The sequence below is a fragment of the Enterococcus gallinarum NBRC 100675 genome, assembly GCF_001544275.1.
Taxonomy (GTDB): Bacteria; Bacillota; Bacilli; order Lactobacillales; family Enterococcaceae; genus Enterococcus_D; species Enterococcus_D gallinarum.
Genome location: NZ_BCQE01000040.1, coordinates 1 through 23,835, shown reverse-complemented (window position 1 = coordinate 23,835; position 23,835 = coordinate 1). Strand labels below are relative to the sequence as shown.

The 23,835-nt window shown below is 38.1% G+C and carries 18 protein-coding genes and 4 pseudogenes; 21 read left to right on the top strand and 1 reads right to left on the bottom strand.

The genetic code is table 11. From position 1 onward, the window contains the following. The 17 genes and pseudogenes from EG2_RS16670 to EG2_RS16590 form a co-directional block, all read left to right on the top strand. On the top strand, nt 1-1,177 hold a 1,177-nt coding region (locus EG2_RS16670; RefSeq protein WP_060815461.1), incomplete at its 5' end, for a site-specific integrase. 350 nt (nt 1,178-1,527) lie between these two features. Next, nucleotides 1,528-4,756 (top strand): annotated as a pseudogene (fss3, locus tag EG2_RS16665) (fibrinogen-binding MSCRAMM adhesin Fss3). 112 nt (nt 4,757-4,868) lie between these two features. After that, nucleotides 4,869-5,183, top strand: a complete 315-nt coding sequence (locus EG2_RS16660; RefSeq protein ID WP_010709976.1) for a YdcP family protein — start codon at nt 4,869-4,871, stop codon at nt 5,181-5,183. 12 nt (nt 5,184-5,195) lie between these two features. After that, nucleotides 5,196-5,570, top strand: a complete 375-nt coding sequence (locus tag EG2_RS16655; RefSeq protein WP_002335604.1) for a YdcP family protein — start codon at nt 5,196-5,198, stop codon at nt 5,568-5,570. Between the two features lie 9 nt (nt 5,571-5,579). Then, entirely contained in the window at nt 5,580-5,915 is a 336-nt protein-coding gene (locus EG2_RS16650) for a type II toxin-antitoxin system RelB/DinJ family antitoxin (protein ID WP_060815462.1), read from the top strand. Nucleotides 5,916-5,984: 69 nt separating this feature from the next. After that, nucleotides 5,985-7,331 carry an FtsK/SpoIIIE domain-containing protein gene (locus tag EG2_RS16645; RefSeq protein WP_060815460.1) on the top strand — a complete coding sequence of 449 codons (1,347 nt, stop codon included), beginning with the start codon at nt 5,985-5,987 and terminating at the stop codon, nt 7,329-7,331. Between the two features lie 128 nt (nt 7,332-7,459). Next, a complete protein-coding gene (locus tag EG2_RS16640; RefSeq protein WP_060815459.1) occupies nt 7,460-8,230 on the top strand; it encodes a spr1630 family ClpXP-sensitive toxin in 771 nt (256 codons plus the stop codon). 21 nt (nt 8,231-8,251) lie between these two features. Beyond that, nucleotides 8,252-9,442, top strand: coding sequence for a spr1629 family repressor/antitoxin (locus EG2_RS16635; protein WP_010709980.1), 1,191 nt, complete (start codon nt 8,252-8,254; stop codon nt 9,440-9,442). A 320-nt stretch (nt 9,443-9,762) separates the two neighbouring features. Continuing rightward, a pseudogene (locus EG2_RS16625) lies at nt 9,763-9,990 on the top strand (DNA cytosine methyltransferase); the annotation flags it as partial. A gap of 735 nt (nt 9,991-10,725) precedes the next feature. Then, entirely contained in the window at nt 10,726-12,603 is a 1,878-nt protein-coding gene (ltrA, locus tag EG2_RS16620) for a group II intron reverse transcriptase/maturase (protein WP_368854098.1), read from the top strand. 134 nt (nt 12,604-12,737) lie between these two features. Beyond that, a pseudogene (dcm, locus tag EG2_RS16615) lies at nt 12,738-13,652 on the top strand (DNA (cytosine-5-)-methyltransferase); the annotation flags it as partial. Continuing rightward, a pseudogene (locus EG2_RS19825) lies at nt 13,642-13,932 on the top strand (hypothetical protein). The pseudogenes dcm and EG2_RS19825, both read left to right, overlap by 11 nt. A gap of 255 nt (nt 13,933-14,187) precedes the next feature. Next, nucleotides 14,188-15,372, top strand: coding sequence for a MobT family relaxase (mobT, locus tag EG2_RS16605; RefSeq protein WP_060815457.1), 1,185 nt, complete (start codon nt 14,188-14,190; stop codon nt 15,370-15,372). Then, nucleotides 15,369-15,506, top strand: a complete 138-nt coding sequence (locus EG2_RS18620) for a DUF3789 domain-containing protein (RefSeq protein WP_010709987.1) — start codon at nt 15,369-15,371, stop codon at nt 15,504-15,506. The genes mobT and EG2_RS18620 overlap by 4 nt, the downstream gene beginning before the upstream one ends. 9 nt (nt 15,507-15,515) lie before the next feature. Continuing rightward, the gene (locus EG2_RS16600; protein WP_002298822.1) at nt 15,516-15,737 is read left to right on the top strand and encodes a hypothetical protein; all 222 of its coding nucleotides are present in this window, start codon (nt 15,516-15,518) and stop codon (nt 15,735-15,737) included. Between the two features lie 12 nt (nt 15,738-15,749). After that, the gene (locus tag EG2_RS16595; protein ID WP_060815456.1) at nt 15,750-16,253 is read left to right on the top strand and encodes an antirestriction protein ArdA; all 504 of its coding nucleotides are present in this window, start codon (nt 15,750-15,752) and stop codon (nt 16,251-16,253) included. Nucleotides 16,254-16,317: 64 nt separating this feature from the next. Further along, on the top strand, nt 16,318-17,154 hold the full coding sequence (locus tag EG2_RS16590; RefSeq protein ID WP_025191783.1) for an abortive infection family protein: 837 nt from the start codon (nt 16,318-16,320) through the stop codon (nt 17,152-17,154). A 6-nt stretch (nt 17,155-17,160) separates the two neighbouring features. Here the strand turns inward: EG2_RS16590 and EG2_RS16585 are convergent, their stop codons facing one another. Continuing rightward, nucleotides 17,161-17,901 (bottom strand): hypothetical protein, encoded by a 741-nt coding sequence (locus tag EG2_RS16585; RefSeq protein WP_025191784.1) that lies wholly within the window; start codon nt 17,899-17,901, stop codon nt 17,161-17,163. A 51-nt stretch (nt 17,902-17,952) separates the two neighbouring features. Between EG2_RS16585 and EG2_RS16580 the strand changes: the two genes are divergently transcribed. The 4 genes from EG2_RS16580 to EG2_RS16565 form a co-directional block, all read left to right on the top strand. Then, on the top strand, nt 17,953-18,342 hold the full coding sequence (locus EG2_RS16580; RefSeq protein WP_010709991.1) for a conjugal transfer protein: 390 nt from the start codon (nt 17,953-17,955) through the stop codon (nt 18,340-18,342). Further along, nucleotides 18,329-20,776 (top strand): conjugal transfer ATPase TcpF, encoded by a 2,448-nt coding sequence (gene tcpF / locus EG2_RS16575; protein ID WP_060815455.1) that lies wholly within the window; start codon nt 18,329-18,331, stop codon nt 20,774-20,776. The genes EG2_RS16580 and tcpF overlap by 14 nt, the downstream gene beginning before the upstream one ends. 4 nt (nt 20,777-20,780) lie before the next feature. After that, entirely contained in the window at nt 20,781-22,904 is a 2,124-nt protein-coding gene (locus EG2_RS16570) for a CD3337/EF1877 family mobilome membrane protein (protein WP_060815454.1), read from the top strand. Then, nucleotides 22,901-23,835: bifunctional lytic transglycosylase/C40 family peptidase (locus EG2_RS16565; protein WP_060815453.1), on the top strand; the 935-nt coding region annotated here is incomplete at its 3' end. The genes EG2_RS16570 and EG2_RS16565, both read left to right, overlap by 4 nt.

The following is a 23,835-nucleotide window of genomic DNA, read 5'->3' as shown; positions in this document are numbered from 1 at the left end:
GGCAAAAGCAGCAGAAATTGATTTTTATGCCAAGATTAAAGAGCTACGGGAAAACAAAGAAAAGAATGCTTTTGAACTAGGTGGTGAAGCACTGTTCAAAGCTTTCTATGAAGATATCTGGATCGATGCTTATACAGCTGGTTTAACTTCTCGAAACACGAAGTCTCCTACTCCTGTGACAATTGCGAATACAAAAGATATTTTTCGACTTCACATCTTACCAATGTTTGGGAAATACACATTGAACTATTTGAATCAAAATAAAGCTTTCGTTCTAAAAATCATGACACAAAAGGCTGCCGAATACGCAAACTTCAAAATACTACGTAGCTACGTTAATTCTATTTTCGATTGGGCGGAAGAACTTGAATACATCGAACGGAATAAACTAGAAAAATCGCTTAAGCGAATCAATGCTACTAAGAAAAACCAATTACAAGAAGCTAAGAAAGAAGAAGATTTATACCTTTCCTTTGAACAACTTCAAGAATGGCTAACTGCCGTCCAAAGTGATTACGAAAGTGGACAACTAACTTTACAAGACTATGTATTATTTCTAACTACCTTCTTTTTATCTGATCGAAAATCAGAAACTTACGCTATCAAATGGAAGAACGTGAATTTTACTACTTCCCAGATTACGATTGGTAAAGCCTTGGATAAATTTGGCAATGAAAAAAGCACAAAAGGGAATAAAACGACAATCTTCCATATTCCAAATGAGCTAAAGCAATTACTTCAACAGTGGAAAGTCCAGCAAAAAGAAGAACTAGCTCAATTTGAAATCGAACAAACCGAAGAACAGCTACTCTTTACCTTCTTTGATGATAAAGGGAATATCAATCAAAGACTTCATACAGATTATTTGAACTACCGTATGAAATCCATTGAGCGACGACATAAGCACCTTACCCATGCGACTCCACACAAGTTACGGCATACTGGGGCAACTTTAGCCAAACAAGCTGGTGTCGCTCTAGAACAGATTTCTGAAGCATTGACTCACAGCGATACCAACATCACAAGAACTTATGTAAATACACCAAATGTGATTCAAATGCCTATTGGTGAAATTGCCTATCGTAAATTGTCTCAAAAAGAGCCAGACCGGAATGGTGTCAACAATGGTGTCAACTCAAAAAAAGACGCTTCGCAAAGTGAATTGCGAAACGCCTGAAAGCACTGATATGAAGCTGTTTTTAACGTTTTGAGAATTGTGAAGCTTTACGAGCTTTCTTAAGACCTGGTTTTTTCTTCGTATCATTGAATAAGTTTGAAAAACCTTGATTTATAAAGGTTTTCCCGTAAATATATTTTATTATATTTGATTAAATTTGAAATGTTTGTGTTCTAAAATGTGTTCTAATTTAAAGGCAGTATATTTCGTATTTTAGATTAAATTTTTAGGCTCATTCATTCTCAAATCCATTCTATTTAGTCAATAAATATTTTAAAAATACTTTATAAACAAAGATGTTCAAGCGAGCATCTTATTTTTTTGTGCTTAATTTGAAAGGAGAACATTTCATGCATAAAAAACAAAAAAAGAAATTATGTGTATTAACTATTTTGAGTTTGGCTGTTCAATCAATTGTTGGAGCAATTGCTCCTACGATAGCTTTTGCTGATGAAATTACCCATCCACAAACGGTAACTGTAGAACTAAATTTAGCACATCAATATGCTGTTGAAGGAACTTTTAGTGACGGTCGTCCAATGTCAGAAGTCACTGTTCCGCATTATGCAGTGTACAACGGCGTTAAACAAGATATTTTCTGTATTGAACCAGGAGTCCCGATTTACAATGAGTTCACTCCTGGATATGAGAAGAACCCGTTACCAGATATGTCCGATAAAGCCAAATTAGTTTCCGTTTTATGGAAAAAAGCAGGTACAGATGCAGATACTCATATTGTAGCACAGAAGATGATCTGGCAAGAAGTTAATGGGTATACCCTTCACTCAATCAAACGATCAGATGGTAGTGCCGTAAATATCGCAGCCATTGAGACAAAAATCAATCAAGCCATTGCCGATTATCAGAAGAAACCAAGCTTCCATAATAGTACGGCTAAAACAGTATTAGGGCAATCGACTACTGTGACGGATACGAATAATCTGAATTTGTCAGAGTTCGATGAGGTTGTGGAAAATACCGCAAACATTGATTATCGTGTGAATGGCAATCAGTTGATACTCACCCCAAATGCCAATTCAAAAGAAAGTGGTGCGCTGACGCTTAAGAAATCTGCTGGTACGGGAACACCGGTTGCTTATAAAATGGCTGGACAACAAACCCTGATGGCTGGGGCGATTGATAAACCGAACACTTACACGGTCAAAATTGATGTGGAAACAGAGGGTTCTTTAAAGATCAAAAAAGTTGATAAAGAATCAGGTGCTATTGTACCAGGAACAGTTTTCCATTTAGACTTTGGAAAAACTTTACCTGCAAAAGATGTGACTACCGATAAAGAAGGCATTGCGACATTGGATGGGATTCCTCATGGTACAAAGGTAACCATTACTGAAAAATCAGTGCCGGCGCCTTATACGATTGATACTACATCCATGACCGCTACGATTAAAGCGGGCGAGACCATTTCAGTGACTTCAAAAAATACGCGAGAAAAAGGTCAAATCATTCTGGATAAAACCGGAGTTGAAACAAGGAGTGATCTTTGGAACGATAATTACTCTTTAGTGGGCAATACGTTTGCCATTCGCAATGGATAGCCCAACTGGTGAAATCGTTCAAGAAATGATAACGGATGAAAACGGTCATGCAGAAACACCAAAAGAGATTGCCAATGCGTTGGAATTGGGAACCTATTATGTGACCGAAACCAAAGCATCTAATGGCTTCGTGAATACTTTCAAACCCGTAAAAGTTGAATTGAAGTATGCCAATCAAACCGTAGCCCTTGTTACGAGTAATGTAAAAGGGCAAAACCAAGAAATCACTGGTGAAACCACTCTGACAAAAGAAGACAAAAATACTGGAGATAAAACACAGGGTAAGGCAGTCTTTGAGGGTACTGAATACACCTTGTTTACTGCTAAGGATGGAAAAGCTGTTAAATGGGGTGAGGCTTTTAAACCAGAACTAGTGAAAGGAACGAAAGCTTCTGATGTAACGGTCACTTTAACTTTAGACGAAAAGAACCAAGTTGCCGTTAAACATTTAGCCATCAACGAGTATTATTGGCAAGAAACAAAAGCGCCCGAAGGATATAGCCTTGATGAAACAAAGTATCCTGTATCCATCAAAAAGGTGGATGATAGCGAAAAAAATGCCGTGATTACCCGAGATGTTACGGCGAAGGAACAAGTGATTCGCTTTGGTTTTGATTTCTTCAAATTCGCCGGATCAGCTGCGGAAACTGCCGAAACTGGCTTTAATGATCTGACCTTTAAAGTGTCACCATTGGAAGGAACCAATGAAATCACAGGCGCTGAAGATGAAGCGACCACAGCTTATAACGAGCAATTAGGATTTGATGGTTATGGCAAGTTTGAAAATCTCCCTTATGGGGATTATTTACTTGAAGAAGTAGAAGCCCCAGAAGGTTTTCAAAAGATTACGCCATTAGAAATCCGTTCTACTTTTAAGGAAAACAAAGAAGACTTTGTGAAGAGTGAGTATGTCTTTACCATTACCGAACAAGGCCAAAAACAACCAATTAAAACGGTGACCGTTCCTTACGAGAAACTGACGAACGAAGCATTTTCTGTTAGTTTGAACCGTTTAATGCTCTATGATTTGCCTGAAGAAGAAGATAGTTTGACTTCCCTTGCGACTTGGAAAGACGGGGATAAAGAATTGACTACCGTTGATGCTACCGAGCTAGTTGATAAATTGAGCTATAACTTGCATGAAATCAAAGAAGACTGGTATATCGTAGCTCAAGCCATTGATGTGGAAGCGACAAAAGCTGCCCAAGAAAAAGATGAAAAAGCCAAACCAGTGGTAATTGCCGAAACAACCGCCACTTTGGCGAATAAAGAGAAAACAGGAACTTGGGAAATTCTGCATAAATTAACCGCTGAACAAGTTTTGGATAAAACCATTGTCTTGTTCAACTATGTGTACGAAAATAAGGAAGCCTTTAAAGCAGGCGATGAGCCCGTAGCAAAGGATGCTAGTTTGAATAACCAAGCCCAAACTGTCAGTTGTACAGTGGAACGCCATGTTTCCATTCAAACAAAAGCGCACCTAGAAGACGGTTCTCAGACCTTTACTTATGGTGATGTGGTGGATATGTTTGATGATGTATCCATTACTCATGATGTACTGGATGGCTCAAAAGAAGCCTTCGAAACAATTCTGTATGCACTACTACCAGATGGTACGAACAAAGAGATTTGGAAATCTGGCAAGATTGAGTATGAAGTGAATGATAAAGAATTTACCAAAACCGTACTTGCAGAAAAAGTGGACACAAGTAAATATCCAGAAGGCACAAGTTTTACCTTTAAAGAAATTAACTACGACAAAGATGGAAACATCAATGGGAAACACAATGAGGATCTAAAAGAAAAATCTCAAACCTTAACACCAAAAGAAGTGCCAACCACACCAAGTACGCCAGAACAACCGGAAACACCAACTGTTCCAAGCGACTCTCAAGAATCTAGTCCCACAGTGAAGGCATTTCCACAAACTGGGGAGAAAAGTTCCAATGTGTTACTGTTCATTGGCTTTACTTTGATCTTTGCGACGGCGGGTTATTATTTCTGGAATCGCCGGAACTAAGGTGATGAGATGAAACAATTAAATAAGAAGAACCACCGTGCGCGACCGCCTCCCAAAAAAGTGGTCGCGCTATTTTTGTATCCAAAACTAACAATGAAAAGAGGAAAAGAAGATGGAATTGAAATTTATTGTACCAGATATGGCCGAAACCTTTGGAAAGTTGAGTTATGCCGGAGAAGGCGAAATTTTGACAGAAGGATATGGGCGGAATACTACGGTGATTGGTCGTAGTTATCATTTGTATTCCAGTAAACAACGAGCCGATGATATTGAAGTGGTGGTAGCTGCGGAAGTCGGCGAAAAGGATTTTGACCAAGACCAACCACTAAAAGCCGTGAATCCCCATTTGGTTGCCAAAGGGTATGAGATTGAGAATCGTGGGTTTACCGATTACGTGTTGTATGTCGATGATTTAGTGAAAGCATAGGAGGAAAAGAAGATGAGATTAACAGAAGGTATTGTTGTAGATTCAGGACTAACGTTTGGGAAATTACGATTTTCCGCATTACGCCGAGAAGTACGGAAGCAAAATGAGGACGGAACGGTTAGTAATGAAGTAAAAGAACGGACCTATAATTTGAAATCCTCCGCGCAAGGTCGAATGATCCAAGTTAGTATCCCAGCAAATGTGCCCTTACGCGAGTTTGCCTATGATGCAGAGGTAGAGCTGGTCAATCCTATCGTGGATACGGTCGCCAATTATGTTTTTCGGGAAGGAACCACTGTCAATTGGTTCATTAAGGCGGATGATTTAGTCTTAAAACGCCAACCGAATCAAGGAAATCCTACAAACCAAAATGAAGGAAAGAAATAGGTGAAGCGTATGGAAATTAATCTGGAACATATTTTAGATTGTCTAGATCGTTATAACAAAGGAGAACTAACCAAAGAACAAGTCAACGAGGATTTGACGATAGATGAAAAAGCATTTCTTATTATGAATCAGGATTTTTTTGAAACTGATGAGGAAGACTTTGATGTACTAAATTGGTTAGGGGAAGAAGAGTCCTTCTTTATGGTTGTCGAAGTAAATGATAACTTATGTCGACAGGCAGAATCTGTCTTGGAAGAAATCGGTGTGGAGATGCCGGATGCCATTGAAAGCTTTTTAAAACAATTGGTTGAAACAAACCAACTCCCCGTAGCAGTAAATGACTAGCATAACTTTTTTGAAGTTGCCCAATAAAATCCTATTGGGCTTTTTTGATTGGAGGTGGAAACCATTAATATGTACAAAGGGCATCGCATACGTGCAGGAGATCAGCACTTGGTTTATCACTTTATTCTTGGCTGGTTATTCGCTCTGTTCATTGGTTGGATGGGCGTCTTTTATTTTCAAGAGCTTAGACAATTTGAGATTTCTAAAGTAACATTTTCCACTAGTGAAATCGTTTGGTCCATGAAAGATTTACTCTGCTTACTAGGAAGTCTCGCTCTTTCGGGAAGCATGATATTGCTTTATATTCACTTTTTTCAGGACCATTGGCGAAGTTTATGGCATCGACAAAAGCTGGCTCGGATGATTCTAGAAAATCATTGGTATGAAGTGAAGCAAACTCAAAGTGAAGGCTTTTTCAAAGATTTGAATAGTAATCGGACCAGAGAGAGTATCAGTTACTTTCCCAAAATCTATTATCGAATGAAGGATGGTTTACTTTCTATTCGCGTTCAAATTTCACTTGGGAAATACCAAGATCAGCTTTTAAAGCTGGAAAAGAAGTTAGAAAGCGGACTGTATTGTGAGTTAGTAGAAAAAGAACTTAAAGACTCTTTTGTGGAATACACATTATTGTATGATATGGTTGCCAATCGAATTGGGATAGACGAAGTAGTGGCAGAAAATGGAGCGTTGCGATTGATGAAAAATCAAGTATGGACCTATGATTCCTTGCCTCATATGTTAATTGCTGGCGGAACCGGAGGAGGCAAAACTTATTTTTTACTCACCATTATCCAAGCACTTTTGAAGTCAGACGCCGAAATATTTGTTCTTGATCCAAAAAATGCGGACCTCGCCGATTTAGGTACGGTGATGCCTCACGTATACTCCCAAAAAGAAGAAATTTCTGCATGTGTGGAAGATTTTTACGAACGCATGATGGCTCGTAGCAAGGAAATGAAAGAAATGCCCAACTACAAAACTGGAGAGAATTATGCGTTTCTTGGACTTCCACCCAACTTTTTAATCTTTGATGAATACGTGGCCTATATGGAAATGTTAACAACGAAAGAAAGTGCGGTGATTTTAAATAAGCTCAAACAAATCGTGATGTTGGGTCGTCAGTCTGGTTTCTTTCTAATTCTGGCTTGTCAAAGACCGGATGCAAAATATTTAGGAGACGGGATTCGCGATCAATTTAACTTCCGAGTGGCTTTGGGTCGCATGAGTGAACTTGGGTATTCCATGATGTTTGGAGAAGTTGATAAAAATTTCTTTATGAAACGCATCAAAGGTCGAGGTTATGTGGATACAGGAGGGAGTGTAATTAATGAGTTTTATACTCCTCTAGTGCCCAAAGAATACGATTTTTTAAAGGAAATTTCTAATATTTATTGCAATAGAAGCGTATCATGAAATAGTTCATTTGAAAAAACAGTTAGATTGATTTTTATCTTCACTTTAAAAAAATCAGGATAAATGCTTTCTTTTTTTAAAAAATAAAGTATAATTATTTACAAATAGAAGAATATGAGGTGAAGTGCGTGAACAAGTTTTCTTTGGAAAATGAATTGAGTCAATCAATCGTAGATGGTATTTTGAAGGGATATAAAGAGTATCTTGATGTAAGAAGACGGGTTCAAAAAGATTTAAAAGTCAGTGGAGCGTATGCCTGGGTTAAAGGGAATCATATAGATTCTAGTGTAGATGAAGCATGTTCGAATTACGATCGAGTTCAAAGTTCAATTGAGAAAGCAGGATATACTTGGGAATATCTTCAGTTCATTCTGGAGGATACGCAAGAAAAGTATCTAGTAATTGTAAAAAATAGTCGAGGAATTACGAAGACTTTTAACGGGAAAGTGGATAGTAGCAAAAGGGAAAATTATTTATATGAATACGCTGGTATTAACAATCCAATCATTGATAGCGAGTCTTTGAAGTCGGTAGCATCTGAAAAAGTGGTTCAATTGGAACTTTCTCTTCCTGAATTGGAAGCAATAAATCAAAAGATTGCTATGAAGGCTCCAGAAGGATACAATCGTTTTTATGTGGTAACATACGAATTTGATTCCCAATCCAAAATGATTAGCAAAATTGCTCTGACACTACCAAATCAATATGAAATGAGTCTAGTTGAAGTTGCAGACTTAACGCCACTAATAGAGAAAAGTATTTATTCAATTAGTGATGAAGAACTTGAAATTGTGAAGGGAGATAAAGTTCCTGAAAGTATCTACGCGGATGAAGATCAGTCTTTTGGTTATGGGGTTGCTGCAGAAGAACAAGACGATACAAAGAAAGAAGCAAATTAAGTAGAGAGTTGGGATGTTTCTATGTTTTACGGAGAGAAGTTAAGCAATCTAAGGGAGTTAAACGGTCTCTCCAGAAAAGAACTAGCAGATCAATTGAAAATAACCGAACAGGCAGTATGGCAATATGAAAATGATTCTATACTGCCTCGAATTGAGATATTAAATCAATTGCGTAGTTTATTTTGTGTGGAGACGAAATATTTTTTCTCATCAAGTTATCTGAAAGATAAAGTTAGTGAAGAAAAAATTGCATATAGAGCAGAAGATAGGGAATCTAGAAAAAAGACAAAACTTGAACTTACTTTTTTGAATTATGTTGATTATTATATCAATTATTTTGAACAGAAATTGATAATTCCAAAAGCACCAATAATTGATATTAGAGAAAAAAGTTTGAAATTTGTTAAGGAAAGCCATTTAGAAAGAAATGAAGTAATAAGAAAAGTTGCAGAATTTGCTAGAACTGAACTATCTTTAAAAGACAATAAAAACCTAATGTATACTTTGGAGAGTAGTGGGATCTATATTGTAGAAAAGAATTTAGGATCCAAAATTGATGCTTATAGTACAGTTACAAACGATGGACGATTATATATAATTTTAGGTACTGTTAAGAAATCAGCAGTTAGAAGAAACTTTGATTTAATTCATGAATTGGGACACCTTTTATTACATGCTGATGTAGATATGGATATATTAACTCCTGCAGAATTAAAAGTTATTGAAAAGGAAGCACATTTGTTTGCGTCTATATTTCTATTGCCGGAAGAAGAGTTTACTAATGATTTTTTGGAACTAAAAAGAAAATCGAATCCTGATTATTATATTGACTTAAAAAGAAAATATTTAGTCTCGATTTCGGCTATGGAAATGAGAGCCTATGGTTTAGGATTAATGACTTATCAAGAAAATCGGTATTTTTGGGGACAACTAACTAAAAAAGGCTATAAGCTATTGGAGCCTTTAGACGATGAAATCCCTCCAGTTAGACCAGGTAAAATTCGCTCACTTCTTAAATTTGTACTCGATAAAAATGTAATCAGTTTAAAACTTTTATTGAATCAGTTTAATATCTTACCTAGCTTTCTTTCTAATTTGTTTAATTTAGAAGAACATTTTTTTGATCAGTATTTAGAGATAAAAGAGGATTACTTTAGTGATACTAGAATTGTAGATTTAGATGATTTTCGCGATAAAGCTTCTTTTAGTTGAGAAATTTATTTCCTACCACTTTAGAATGTTTCAATATTTTTAACCTGTTGTTTACAAAATTGGAGGAAGAGCTACATGATTGGAAAAGAAAAGTTGATGAAATTATGTCAAAGTACAACCATAACTTTTCTACAATACAAAAGAATGCCTCTGTGAAAGATCTAAAGGCAGTCTTTAAACTTGTAGCAGATGAATCCAACCGCAAACAACACGAATTGATTGGTTTGGATAAAGAAAAATAGATTTGAAATTGAAATAGTTTTAAGAGCCAAGAGCAAAAATGTTCTTGGCTTTTTTCTTTGCAATGAATGAGGTGATTTATGACATTTTTAGATTTATTCGCCGGGATTGGTGGCTTCCGCTTAGGTATGGAACAAGCCGGTCACCACTGTATCGGCTTTTGTGAAATTGATGAATTTGCTCGGCGAAGTTATAAGGCAATCCATGATACAAGTAAGGAGGTGGAAATGCATGACATCACAAGTATATCAGACGAGTTTGTTCGATCCCTCGGACCAGTGGACATCCTTTGCGGCGGATTTCCGTGCGTGCGATGCGTTCCTAATTGAAAAGATTAGGCACTGAATTATTTAAGAACGCAAATGTGTTCAGTTCAGTAGAACTGATGATTCAAATGGTGGAATGAAGGGCTAACAACCTGAAACGCCTACCCTGAGATTACGCTGTGCAAAATTATGGGTAATCATAGTGATGTACAAAGCGCGTTAAAGTCGGCAGAGAGTTGCCCAAACAAAGAAAAAAATTATTTTCAGATGTGGAAAGTTGTCCAGAGGTGGATGACGCAGCCTATATGCCGGGGGTCTAAAAACTATCTATGGTTAGTATGTAATGACAATTACTAAGCGAATGTCCGTATGTACGGGTCTAGAGAATTCAGGTAATAGAAATGTTATCACCATTATCTGTGGGGTGTGTGAGGTCTAGTAAAATTGCATGGTATGAAAAACCTTGTAACGTTAAAGGCGTTACCAAGCACACAGGCTCAGAGGGCAAACCTAAGGATAGAAATTTATAGATTGAATCATTGGAACGCAGTAAGTTCAGGACGTGGAGTGATTACACACGATGAAGCGGTAATAGGGAAAACAAACTTGTATAACCTAATTTTATCTGAAGGAAAGCGGAGCCACAGTACCGATGAAATCATGGAAACATGATGGAGGGATAGGCTCTAGTCGACAGTCTTAAATAAACAATTCAATACACATATCTTCAAAGGTTCGAGTACGACTAAGAAAGGCAAAGTATTCTGAAAAGGAGAACTGCCGACTTTGACAACTGAGAAAACAACTAAAAAGCAAAAACTAAGAAATGCTGAGTATTATGATTTTCAGATGAATCAAGACGAACTTTATAGACAGAGTAAAGATGGAAAAATATTTAAACATTTAGTGGATATTATCTCGTCTGAGCAAAATATAAAATTAGCCTTTCGAAACATTAAGAAAAACAGAGGAAGTCATACAGCTGGTGTTGATAATAAAAATATCGAGGATCTCGCCAAATGGCAAGACGAGGCATTAATCAAGCATGTGAAACGTAAGTTTCAATGGTACGAACCTCAAGCTGTACGTAGGGTTCAAATACCAAAGTCAAATGATTCGACTAAAACGAGACCATTAGGAATCCCTACAATTATGGATAGACTTATCCAACAATGTATTCTTCAAATCCTGGAGCCGATATGTGAGGCCAAATTTTATAATAAAAATAATGGATTCCGACCCAATCGCAGTTGCGAACATGCCTTAGCTCAGGCTGAAAAAAATATGCAGCTGTCCAAATTACATTTCGTCGTAGATATTGACATCAAAGGATTCTTTGACAATGTGAATCATGGGAAGCTATTAAAACAGTTGTGGACGATAGGGATTCGAGATAAAAAGCTCATTAGTATACTCTCAGCCATGTTAAAAGCAGAAATAGCTGATATAGGTTTTCCTGAAAAAGGCTCTCCACAGGGCTCCATCATTTCACCACTGTTGTCGAATGTTGTTTTAAATGAACTAGATTGGTGGATTTCAAGCCAATGGGAAACAATCCCAACACGAAAAGAGTTTAAACAGCATAAGGGGCACTCAGGTGGACGTCTCCAAGCACTTAAAAAGACGAATCTTAAAGAATGTCGGTTAGTACGTTACGCTGATGATTTTAAAATCTTTTGTCGTAAGAAAAAAGATGCGGAGAAAATCTTTATTGCTACAGAGAAATGGTTGAAAGATAGATTGGGTCTATCTATCAGTCCTGAGAAATCTAAAATTGTGAATCTTAAGAAAGAATACTCTGAGTTTTTAGGATTTAAATTGAAGGTTACTAGGAAAGGGAAATATTCTAATGGGAAACCACGTTTTGTAGTGAGGTCTCATCTATCAGACAAGTCTGTGAAGAAGATTCATATTAACGCAAAGCGTCGAATCAGTGACCTGCAGAAGCCCTCTGACAAACAAGAGAGTTATAAAGCAGTACAAAATTATAACTCGTTTGTCTTAGGTGTTCATAATTATTACTCAATGGCAACACATGCTAGCTTGGATTTTGCAAAAATAGCCTTTCCTATCGGAAAGATCCTAAAAGGAAGATTACAAGGGAACATATCAAAAGAAAGAGGAATTTGTAGCGAAATTATTAGAAAGAGATACGGAAAGAGCAAGCAATTAGCTTATGTTTATGGATTTGCGTTAATTCCTATTAGCTATGTCCAACACAAAACCCCACTGGATAAAAAACTAGAAATTAATCAGTATACTCCAAAGGGACGGATGTTAATTCATAAGCAACTAGGACAAACGATTAATCCTGATCTATTAAAATACCTTATGCTAAATCCAATCAAAGGAAAAAGTATCGAGTATAACGATAACCGTCTGTCACTTTTCTGTGCAGAGAAAGGAAAATGTGCGATTACAAGTAGCGAGCTAACAATTGGTAACATGCACTGTCACCACAAATTGCCTCTAAAATTCGGTGGGAATGATGGATACAATAATCTGGTTTTTGTGACAATTGACTCTCATAAGCTGATCCATGCTTCAAATCCTGTTCTAATTTCTGAATTGCTACAAAACTTAAATCTCTCAGCTACGCAACTAGGAAAAATTAATGTGTTGCGAAAGCAGATAAATCTTCCGATTATTGAATAAATTTCAAAGTTGAAAATGTGTATATGAATTTAAGGAAAGACTGTCGATGGAAAGCCGTGTGAGGTGAAAGTCTCATGCACGGTTTGGAGCGGGGGAAAATCTGGAGATGACCTCAAAAGATTACCTATCGCTATCAAGCTTTTTCAATTGCGGGAAAGCGGCAAGGATTTTCCGATACTCGAGGTACTTTATTCTTTGAAATCGCTCGGTTCGCCGCTCTTCTCCAACCTAAGTTTCTATTCCTTGAGAATGTCCGGGGACTGCTCAATCACGAAGGAGGGGCTACGTTCGAGACGATCCTCCGAACGCTGGATGGATTGGGGTATGATGTGGAATGGCAAGTGCTTAACTCAAAGGCCTACGTTCCCCAAAGCCGCGAGCGGGTCTTCCTTATCGGACATTCTCGAGACGCATGTACCGAACAAGTATTTCCTATCATTGGATCGTCTCCAACATCTGATCAAAACATCAGAAACTTGGTAAATATCAATCCTTCCAATCGAGGAATGGGGGGACAAGTCTATGGGTCAGATGGCGTAGCGCCAACCTTAACCGGTAATGAAGGGATCAAAATTGCGTTGCCGGTTAAGGATAGGATTTCTGTAGCGGGTATGTTACCGGGAAATTTCGAACAAGATAATCGAGTTTACGAAGTAACCGGAACAGCTCCCACCTTGTCAACGAAGCAAGGGGGAACGAAGATTATGATTCGGAAAAATTAAACAGAATATCAAGAGGTGAAGCCAGGGGACAGTGTGAACCTAGCTTTCCCTAATTCCACAAGTCGTCGAGGCCGTCTGGGAAAACAAAGTGTGCATACCTTACTAACAGGAGACCAACAAGCGGTCATCACGGATCAGTATCAGATTCGGAAGCTAACACCTAGGGAGTGCTGGCGACTTCAAGGATTTCCCGATTGGGCTTTTGACCGAGCTTCTCAAGTCAATTCAGATAGTCAGTTGTATAAGCAGGCCGGAAACTCTGTAACAGTTCCGGTCATTTTTGATATTGCTAGAAGATTTAAGGAGGTAAAAGCACATGATTTATGATGAGTTGATTGGAGAAATCTACTGGGTGATTGGCAAGATTCAGTCAGATCCGGAATTGCAAGAAGAACTGTACCGACTCAATTTCGATATTCGAAAAAATGGGGTGAAGGTCCCTGGTGATTCATATGTAATGGAAGAAGAAACCGATGCTCGAATTGATCTGAATTAAGTCATCACGGAACTTGAATGGATTGCAGACCTCACCAAAGAACCCGATATCCGTCAATACTTGTTTGAGATAAAGACAGAGTTGGAAATTGAGGGTATTACTGCAGAGTAACAATAAAATAAACCACTGATAGGCGCTGACCGCGGGGGATTTTCGAAGCAGAAATCCTCCGTGGTGCTGTGCCTGTTCATGGACGGCGGCAGCCGGCCATGATGTCTTACCCCCCGTATCTAACAGGGGGGTACAAAAACACAAAAAATAAGCAAGTAGCCACTAAGAATGCTTGTTGTATCAAGGATATTAAGTGATTTGCATACGTGTTAACTCATTTGAAAAAGTTAACACTTTGAATTTGGAGGTGAGAACTTGGCACAACGGAATGTAGATTATCGGCTATTAAAAGACCGACGCAACGAATATGGCGTTTCGCAAAATAAATTAGCTACTGCTTGCGGACTTAGCCGCCCATATCTAAATCAGATAGAAAACGGTGGCGTAACCGCCTCTACAAAGACCATGAGAAAAATTTTTGATCAACTGGAAAGTTTCAATCCCGATTTACCTTTAACGTTACTGTTTGACTATGTAAGGATTCGCTTTCCCACAACGGATGTGCGGAAAATTATTCAAGAAATTCTCCATTTGAAATTTGAGTATATGCTTCATGAAGATTACGCCTTTTACTTCTATCAAGAACAATATGTCATGGGCGATATTGTAGTGATGTTATCTCATGAAGAAGATAAAGGTGTCCTTTTGGAATTAAAGGGTCGTGGTTGTCGACAGTTTGAAACTTTTTTACTCGCTCAAAAGCGTAGCTGGTACGACTTTTTCGAGAATTGTCTAAAAGCCGGTGGCGTGATGAAACGGTTGGACTTGGCAATCAATGATCGAGTGGGCTTATTGGATATTCCTGAGTTAACGAAAAAATGTCAGAAGGAAGAATGTATTTCCTTGTTCCGTACCTTTAAAAGTTATCGTTGCGGGGAGCTGTTGAAAGCCGATGAGAAGGATGGTATGGGTAATACTTTATATATCGGTAGTCTCAAAAGCGAGGTTTACTTTTGTTTGTATGAAAAAGATTATGAGCAATATATCAAGTTAGGGATTCCATTAGACCAAACTGAGACGAAAAATCGCTTTGAGATTCGACTGAAAAATGACCGCGCTTATCATGCGATTCAAGATTTGTTAAAAGGTCGTAGTATTGAAAGTACCACGTTCTCCATTATCAATCGTTACTTGCGATTTGCGGATAAAGTAGAAGGCAAAAGGCGAACCAACTGGCCCTTGAATGAACAATGGGGTCGTTTTATTGGACGGAATCGGAAAGAGATTCAATTAACTTCTGAACCGAAACCGTATACCATTGAACGAACGTTGAATTGGCTTGGACGCCAAGTCGCCCCTACGTGGAAGATGGCTAAGGAATTGGATCGTTTGAATCAGACAACCTATATCCAGGATATGGTAAACAATGCGCGCTTATCAGACCGGCACAAAAAGATTTTGGAGCAACAAAGTATGGCAATCGAAAACTTGATTATATGAAAAGAGGAATTGTGGTGGGAATTGTAAAAGATATGTTATTGGTAGTTGGTGGCAGTATGCTTGGTGTTACTGTGATGTGCTTGATGCATGCAAGTGCAGCGGCGGATCGAGCAATGGAAAAGAAAGGAAAGTGATGAGATGAGATGAATTTCGGACAAAATTTATATCAATGGTTTTTAACCAATGCCCAATCCTTAGTCTTACTGGCAATTGTGGTCATTGGTCTATTTTTAGGATTTAAACGTGAATTTTCCAAATTGATTGGCTTTTTGGTGATTGCCTTGATTGCGGTAGGTCTGGTATTCAATGCCTCTGGCGTGAAGGATGTCTTACTCAATTTGTTTAACCGAATCGTCGGTGCGTAAGGAGGAATCACGATGGAACAGATGCGTGTTTATATTGCGAACCTTGGAAAATACAATGAAGGTGAGTTGGTGGGGGCGTGGTTTACCCCACCTGTCGATTTTGATGAAGTGAAAGAACGGATTGGATTAAATGACGAATACGAAGAGTACGCGATTCATGATTATGAACTGCCTTTTGATATTGATGAGTATACACCAATTGAGGAAATTAATCGGTTGTGTGGCTTGGCGGAAGAACTTGAAGGAACGCCAGTTGGTGAAGTTGCTTCAGAGATTCAACACGCTTTCTTCAATTCATTTGAAGAAATGGTGAAGCATCTGGATAATATTGTTTATTATCCAGAATGTAATGACATGAGTGATGTAGCGTATTACTTGATTGAGGAAACAGGCGCTTTAGGTGAAGTTCCTACTCATTTACAAAATTATATTGACTATGAGGCTTATGGTCGAGATTTAGAAATTGAAGGGAATTATTTGGTTACGAGTCGTGGGGTCTTTGAGCTATGTGAGTGAGAGTATATTGAATACTGCCCTTAAAGATACTACAATAGAAAATATCGAGTAGTATTTCAAAGGAGTGGAAGTGGTGAATATTGACGAGGCAAAACAGCTTGCAAATTATTTTTCAGACGGATCTCCTGGATATATATTGGAATTCAATAATCTTGAATGGGACCTATATACTAAGAAAATAGTTGGATTTGGAATTCAAGAAAGATTTGGTGGCTCTAAAGGAAATTCCTTCAAAGAATTTCTTGTCTCAGAGGATATTAGTGATCACCTAAAGTTCAAATTAATATACTCATTAAATGAAACTATGAAGCAAATTGCTTCTATTCGCCAATTTGAAAATCCAAGTTCATATAAGTCGCCTAAAATGAATCCACTTGTGACTCTATTGATTGAAGAGGCATATCATAAGAAAGATAGTGCAAGATTGCTTAATGGTACTAAGTTTTCGAAAGAAGTGAATTTAGAGTATATTCAACAACTTCCTATTCGTATAAGTAAGGATATTCAAAATAAAGATTTCGATTCTGTTTTAACAAAATCAAACACTATGATTGATGAAGTCTTGAAATATATCATTGAGAACACAAAAGGAAAAAGCATTGATAATAATACTGTAAGGTCTAAAGACTTAAGAAATCATGCCTTTGAAAGACTAAATATAAAAATTGACAAAGATATGGATAAAAGAATAAAAGCTTTAGTTGGTGCTCTAAACACTTTGTCAGACAAAATTCTTGAGATGAGGAATAGTCAAGGTGATGCCCATGCTCAGGGCTCCAGGAGGATTGTAATTAATGAAGAAGAAGCTATCCTTACTGCGAACTCAGCAATGATTTTATGTGAGTATCTATTTCGAAAGTATGAAAAGAGAAAAAGGTTCAGTGATGCAAAAGAGAGTTGATTTTTATCAGCTCTCATTTTCTATCTTTTCAATTTTTGCGAATAGCTTCATAAGAATACTAGTTTGTTCTATAACAAATTCTACTTCTAGGTCAGTGAATGTTTGACTATGTTTAACATTTTCATTTTGATAGCTTATAAGTCCTTTAATAATTAAACGGACCAAATTGATTATTTCTTTTGGAATGCCCTTTTTTCTCAATAAGGGTAGGAGTTCTCCTTCGATAGGCTGGTTTTCTAAAGACTTTGAGTTTTTTAAAATATCCTGCATAAAAAACTCAAAGGCCAGCCTGATACTGTCTAAAGTATAACGGTTATAGATGCTGTTGTCGTAAGACTGTATGGCTTTTTCAAATTCTTTTTTTGCTCTTGAGGAAGCAGTCAACCAAGTGTTAGTTTCATTGATGATATTTCTATCTATTTTATCATTAGAATAAACTGAACCATAATTTTTTAGTAACAGTTTTAAAATCTTAGCAACGTCTTTATTTGCTGGATTTTGAGCAAGCACGCTTTCACAAAGCTCTTTTATAATTTTAAATTGCTGCTCTTCTGTGAAAGATTGTAAATTATTTTGAATCGCGGTAGCCTTAGAAGTAAAGTTCGGAAAGGGAGTCGAAATAAAGGGAACAGAAGCGTTAAATTCTGCTCCATATTCAGCAAATAAAGTTGCAATCTCAGTTCCCGAGTAAACTTCGTTAAGTGTTCCACTTGCCATTGTTATTAAGTTTTGCATATATACCTCCATAAAAAATTAAGCATGATGTTTATATTATATTAGAAAGTGAGCCGATTGAATATGAAAAAAATAAAAAGCTACACCAGTATCTGGGCAGTTGAAAAAGTCATTTATGCAATCAATGACTTTCAGCTACCTTTTCCTGTGACCTTTAATCAGATGGCTTGGTTTGGTTTGTCCTTGCTGTTTGTCATCGTTTTTGCCCATGTGCCTCCGCTATCTATGATAGAGGGGGCCTTTTTAAAATACTTAGGCATACCGGTGGTGGTCACTTGGTTCATGTCGCAAAAGACCTTTGATGGTAAGAAACCACTGGGATTTTTACGATCCTTTCTCAGTTATCACTTACGGTTTAAGGTCACTTTTGCAGGAAAGAAAGTCAAAGAACAGAAGAAACGATGGGATGAACCCATTACTCTAGTAAGGAGTGTGAACTATGTACCCGATTAAATATATTGAAAATAATCTTGTCTTTAATCAAGAGGGAGAATGTTTTGCCTACTATGAACTTGTGCCTTATAACTATTCCTTCTTATCGCCTGAACAGAAGTATCAAGTGCACGATAACTTTCGTCAATTGATTGCTCAGAATCGTGAAGGCAAGATCCATGCCTTACAAATTGCCACAGAAAGTAGTATTCGTGCCACGCAAGAACGATCAAAAAAGGAAATTACAGGCAGACTCAAAGAAGTCGCGAAACAACGAATTGACCTTCAAACAGATGCATTAGTATCTATGATTGGCGATAGTCAGATTGATTATCGCTTTTTTATTGGCTTTAAACTAATTGCAACAGATGAAGAGGTCAATTTAAAGAGTCTCAAGAAATCTTTCCTTTCTGGGCTTCAAGAATTTGTCTATGGGGTGAACCATCATTTGATGGGTGATTTTGTTTCCTTATCCAATGAAGAAATTCGCCGATATACCAAGCTTGAAAAACTAATGGAAAGTAAATTGGCTAGAAGATTCAAAGTCAGACGGGTCACACCGAGTGATCTGACGTATTTAATTGAACATATTTATGGCGAAAAAGGCACACCGTTTGAAGAATATGAATTTCAGCTACCAAAGAAAAAGCTAAAATCAGAAACGCTGGTGAAACGTTATGATTTATTACGTCCTAGTCGTTGCTTGATTGAAGAAAATCCTCGGTACTTACGCATGGAACATGAAAATCATGAATCGTATGTAGCCTATTTGACAATCAATACGATTGTAGGTGAGATGGAGTTTCCTTCTTCAGAACTTTTTTATTACCAGCAACAACAATTCACTTTTCCCATTGATACTTCAATGAATGTGGAGATTGTGACCAATAAAAAAGCTCTTGCCACTGTTCGCAATAAGAAAAAAGAACTGAAAGATTTAGACAACCATGCCTACCAATCCGATAATGAGACAAATTCCAATGTCTTAGATGCTTTGGATTCAGTAAATGAGTTGGAAACTACCTTGGATCAATCCAAGGAGTCGATGTACAAATTAAGTTATGTAGTTCGAGTGAGTGCGGAATCCGTGGATGAATTAAAACGCCGTTGTGATGAAGTGTTCGATTTTTATGATGATACTAATGTAAAACTAGTCCGACCCTTTGGCGATATGATGGGGCTACATGAAGAATTCTTGCCCTCAAGCAAACGCTATATGAACGATTATATTCAATATGTTACTTCTGACTTTTTAGCGGGACTTGGTTTTGGGGCTACTCAAAAGCTAGGGGAATTAGAAGGCATCTACTTTGGCTACAATGTAGATACGGGGCGGAATGTTTACCTGAAACCGGCATTAGCTTCACAAGGGGTCAAGGGTTCAGTTACCAATGCTTTGGCTGCTGCGTTCCTTGGTTCACTCGGTGGCGGAAAGTCCTTTAGTAACAATCTCTTGGTCTACTATGCTGTTCTTTTTGGTGGGCAAGCTGTGATTGTCGATCCAAAAGGAGAACGAGGTGGTTGGAAAGAAAACTTGCCAGAAATTGCGGATGAAATCAATATTCTCAACTTGACTAGTAAATCAGAAAATCAAGGCTTACTTGATCCTTATGTGATTATGAAGAAAAAGAAAGATTCAGAAAGTTTAGCGATTGATATTCTGACTTTTTTAACAGGAATTTCCAGTCGGGATGGGGAGAAGTTTCCAGTGTTGCGCAAAGCCATTCGGACGGTTACCCAAAGTGATCAACGAGGATTGCTGCAAGTCATTAATGAGCTTCGAAAGGAGAACTCTCCAGTCGCGGAAAATATCGCCGATCATATCGAGTCCTTTACCGATTATGATTTTGCCCATTTGCTTTTCTCAGACGGCTCAATTATCCAATCGATTAGTTTAGATAAACAGTTGAATATCATTCAAGTAGCGAATTTGGTTTTACCAGATGCAGAAACTACTTTTGAAGAATATACCACGATGGAGTTGCTGAGTGTTTCCATGCTAATCGTCATTTCCACTTTTGCCTTAGATTTTATCCATAGCAACAGAGAAATTTTCAAGATTGTGGACTTGGATGAAGCGTGGAGTTTTCTTCAAGTAGCGCAAGGAAAGACTTTATCGAATAAACTCGTTCGTGCAGGTCGGGCCATGAATGCCGGTGTTTATTTTGTCACGCAAAATAGTGACGATTTACTGGATGAACGCTTGAAAAATAATATCGGGTTGAAGTTTGCTTTTCGCAGTACCGACATTCATGAAATCAAGAAAACCTTGGAATTTTTTGGATTAGATCAGGAGGATGAAAGCAATCAAAAACGTCTGCGAGATTTGGAAAACGGGCAATGCTTGATGCAAGATTTGTATGGTCGAGTAGGTGTAGTCCAAGTTCACCCTGTATTTGAAGAACTCTTCCATGCCTTTGATACTCGTCCGCCGGTTCAAGAGAGAATGGAGTGAGGGGATGAAAAAGAAACTTTTTCGGATTGTGGGGATGATCGCAATCAGTTTCTGTGCTATTTTACTTCTTCTCAGTCTGATTGGAACGGTGGCCGAGGCAACAGGTTTGGTTGATGATATGGTGGAAGCCGGAAATCTATATTCCCAATATTCACTTGGTAACTATCAGTTGGATTTCTATGTGGATAGTTCGTGGGATTGGCTGCCTTGGAATTGGGGGGATGGCTTAGGGAAGAGCGTGATGTATGGACTTTATGCCATTACCAATTTCATTTGGACCGTAAGTTTGTACTTATCAAATGCCACGGGCTATGTAGTTCAAGAAGCCTATAAATTGGATTTCATTTCGGATACAGCTGAAAGTATTGGGAAGAATATCCAAACCTTAGCCGGCATTACCGAAAATGGATTACAGACCTCGGGCTTTTACTTTGGATTTCTACTATTGATGATTTTAGCTCTTGGAGTTTATGTGGCGTATACCGGCCTACTCAAACGAGAAACTACAAAGGCAGTCCGAGCCGTAATTAATTTTGTGATGATTTTTCTACTTTCGGGTTCGTTCATTGCTTATGCGCCTACCTATATCACAAAAATCAATGACTTTAGCTCAGATGTTAGTGAAGCGGCTCTTAGCCTTGGGACCGAGATCGTTGTACCGAATTCTGAAAGCCAAGGGAAAGATAGTGTCGATTTGATTCGGGATAGCTTATTTTCCATTCAAGTCCAACAACCTTGGTTACTCTTGCAATTTGATGATTCCAATATAGAAGAAATTGGCGAAGACCGAGTCGATAAAATCTTATCCGTGAGTCCAGATGAAAATAAAGGCAAAGATCGAGAAGAAGCGGTCAAGGCCGAGATTGAAGACAATGACAATGCGAATTTAAGTATTACCAAGACCATGAACCGCTTAGGGACCGTGGTCTTTTTAGTGTTGTACAATATTGGCATTTCCTTCTTTGTTTTCCTCCTAACCGGGATTATGTTATTCTCCCAAATTCTCTTCATTATCTTTGCGATGTTTTTGCCGATTAGTTTTTTATTGTCCATGTTGCCTACTTATGAGAGTTTGGGCAAGAAGGCGATTATTCGTTTATTCAATACGATTATGATGCGAGCGGGAGTTACCTTGGTAATTACAACTGCTTTTAGTATCTCCACGATGTTTTACAATATTTCGGCGACCTATCCCTTCTTTATGGTAGCTTTTCTACAAATTGTGACCTTTGCCGGTATCTATTTCAAATTGGGTGACATTATGAGTATGTTCAATCTCCAAAGTAATGATAGCCAATCAATGGGCAGACGGGTGATGCGAAAACCGCAAATGTTGATGAACCGTAAATTGCGGCAACTTAATCGCAATGTGGGAAGAACTTTAGCTTTTGGTGGAGGTACAGCAGTCGGAAATAAATTGGCAAAGGAACAATCAAAATCCAAATTTAAGCCATCCGATTCTTCTCTACGAAAGAATTCACGATTATCGAACGATCACGAGGTACCATCTGACTTGAATAAGGAAAAGCCAATTTCAAATAATAAGAAACAATCCCAAATGAATTTGGCCGGGAGAAAAGTCGGCAAAGTTCTGGATACCCAAGCTTTGGTGAAAGATAAGACTAAACAAGTAAGGGATCAGGTCAGGAATACGCCAACCAACTTGAAATACAACTTCCACAAAGGAATGGAAAAGACGAAAAAAGCACCGGAAGAATTCAAGCGCGGACTGGTCCAAGAAAAAGCAAATCGAGTGGAGTTGCGAGAAAAACAACGACAACGTAGAGATGAAAAAATGGCTGAAAAGCGCAAAGTATTGAACAAAATAGGGAATCGTCGTGGGAAAAGAAGAGGAAATGTTCCGATTAAAGCAGAGGTCCAACCTCAGAAAGATAAGACGCCGAAAAAACAAGCCCCAAAGCGGATTGTGAAAGGAAATTCGAATCCCGAAATCAAACGAAACCTAACTAGTCAGGAAATTGTTTCAAAAAAAATAAGTCAACCATCAAGTAAGAAAAATTCTTTCCAACAAGTGAAACAGAGGTCTACTCTGCCCAAGCGAACCAATCAAAAAGTACAAAAAAGAATGGACCCTCGTCCAAAATCAAGGTCAGGTGAGAAAAAATGAACTTGAAGAAATTGGGTGTTATTTCGTTAACTTTTCTGACCATCTCTTTTATGGGCATCTTGATGTGTGTGGGCTTGTTGTTTGGTGAAGACAGTGAAGGAAGTGGTAGTTCAGGTGCTTCTCTTGGGGGAAGTAATGTCTCAGAAGAAGTTTTGAAACACCGGGCAATGGTGGAAAAGTATGCCAAAGAATCAAACATCTCAGAATATGTCCCGATTCTTTTAGCGATTATTCAAGTGGAATCTGGTGGCACAATGGAAGATGTCATGCAGAGTTCTGAATCGGCAGGCTTACCACCAAATTCGTTAAGTACCGAGGCATCCATCAAACAAGGATGTCTCTATTTTGCGTCTTTGGTTAAGCGTTCCAAAGAACTGGGATGCGATCAGGATAGTATTATTCAAGCTTATAACTATGGTGGCGGGTATCTAGATTATGTCGCGAAAAACGGGAAGAAGCATAGTTTTGCTTTAGCTGAATCTTTTTCAAAGGAAAAATCGGGCGGTCAAAAAGTCGATTACCCTAATCCCATTGCGATTAAGGAAAATGGTGGATGGCGCTACAACTATGGCAATATGTTTTATTGCTTATTGGTGAAGCAATACCTAACTACAACACAGTTTGATGATAAAACAGTCCAAGGAATTTTTGACGAGGCCTTTAAGTATGAAGGAACGGCCTATGTGTTTGGTGGCTCAAGTCCAGAAACGGGTTTTGATTGTAGTGGTTTGACCCAATGGTGTTATGCCAAAGTTGGTTTGAAACTCCCTCGGGTCGCTCAGGATCAGTATGATGTTATGACTCATATTGATTTAAAAGATGCAAAACCGGGTGATTTGATTTTCTTTCATTCAACCTATGATGCCGGTACTTATGTGACTCATGTGGGCATTTACGCAGGGGAGAATCGCATGTTTCATGCAGGAGATCG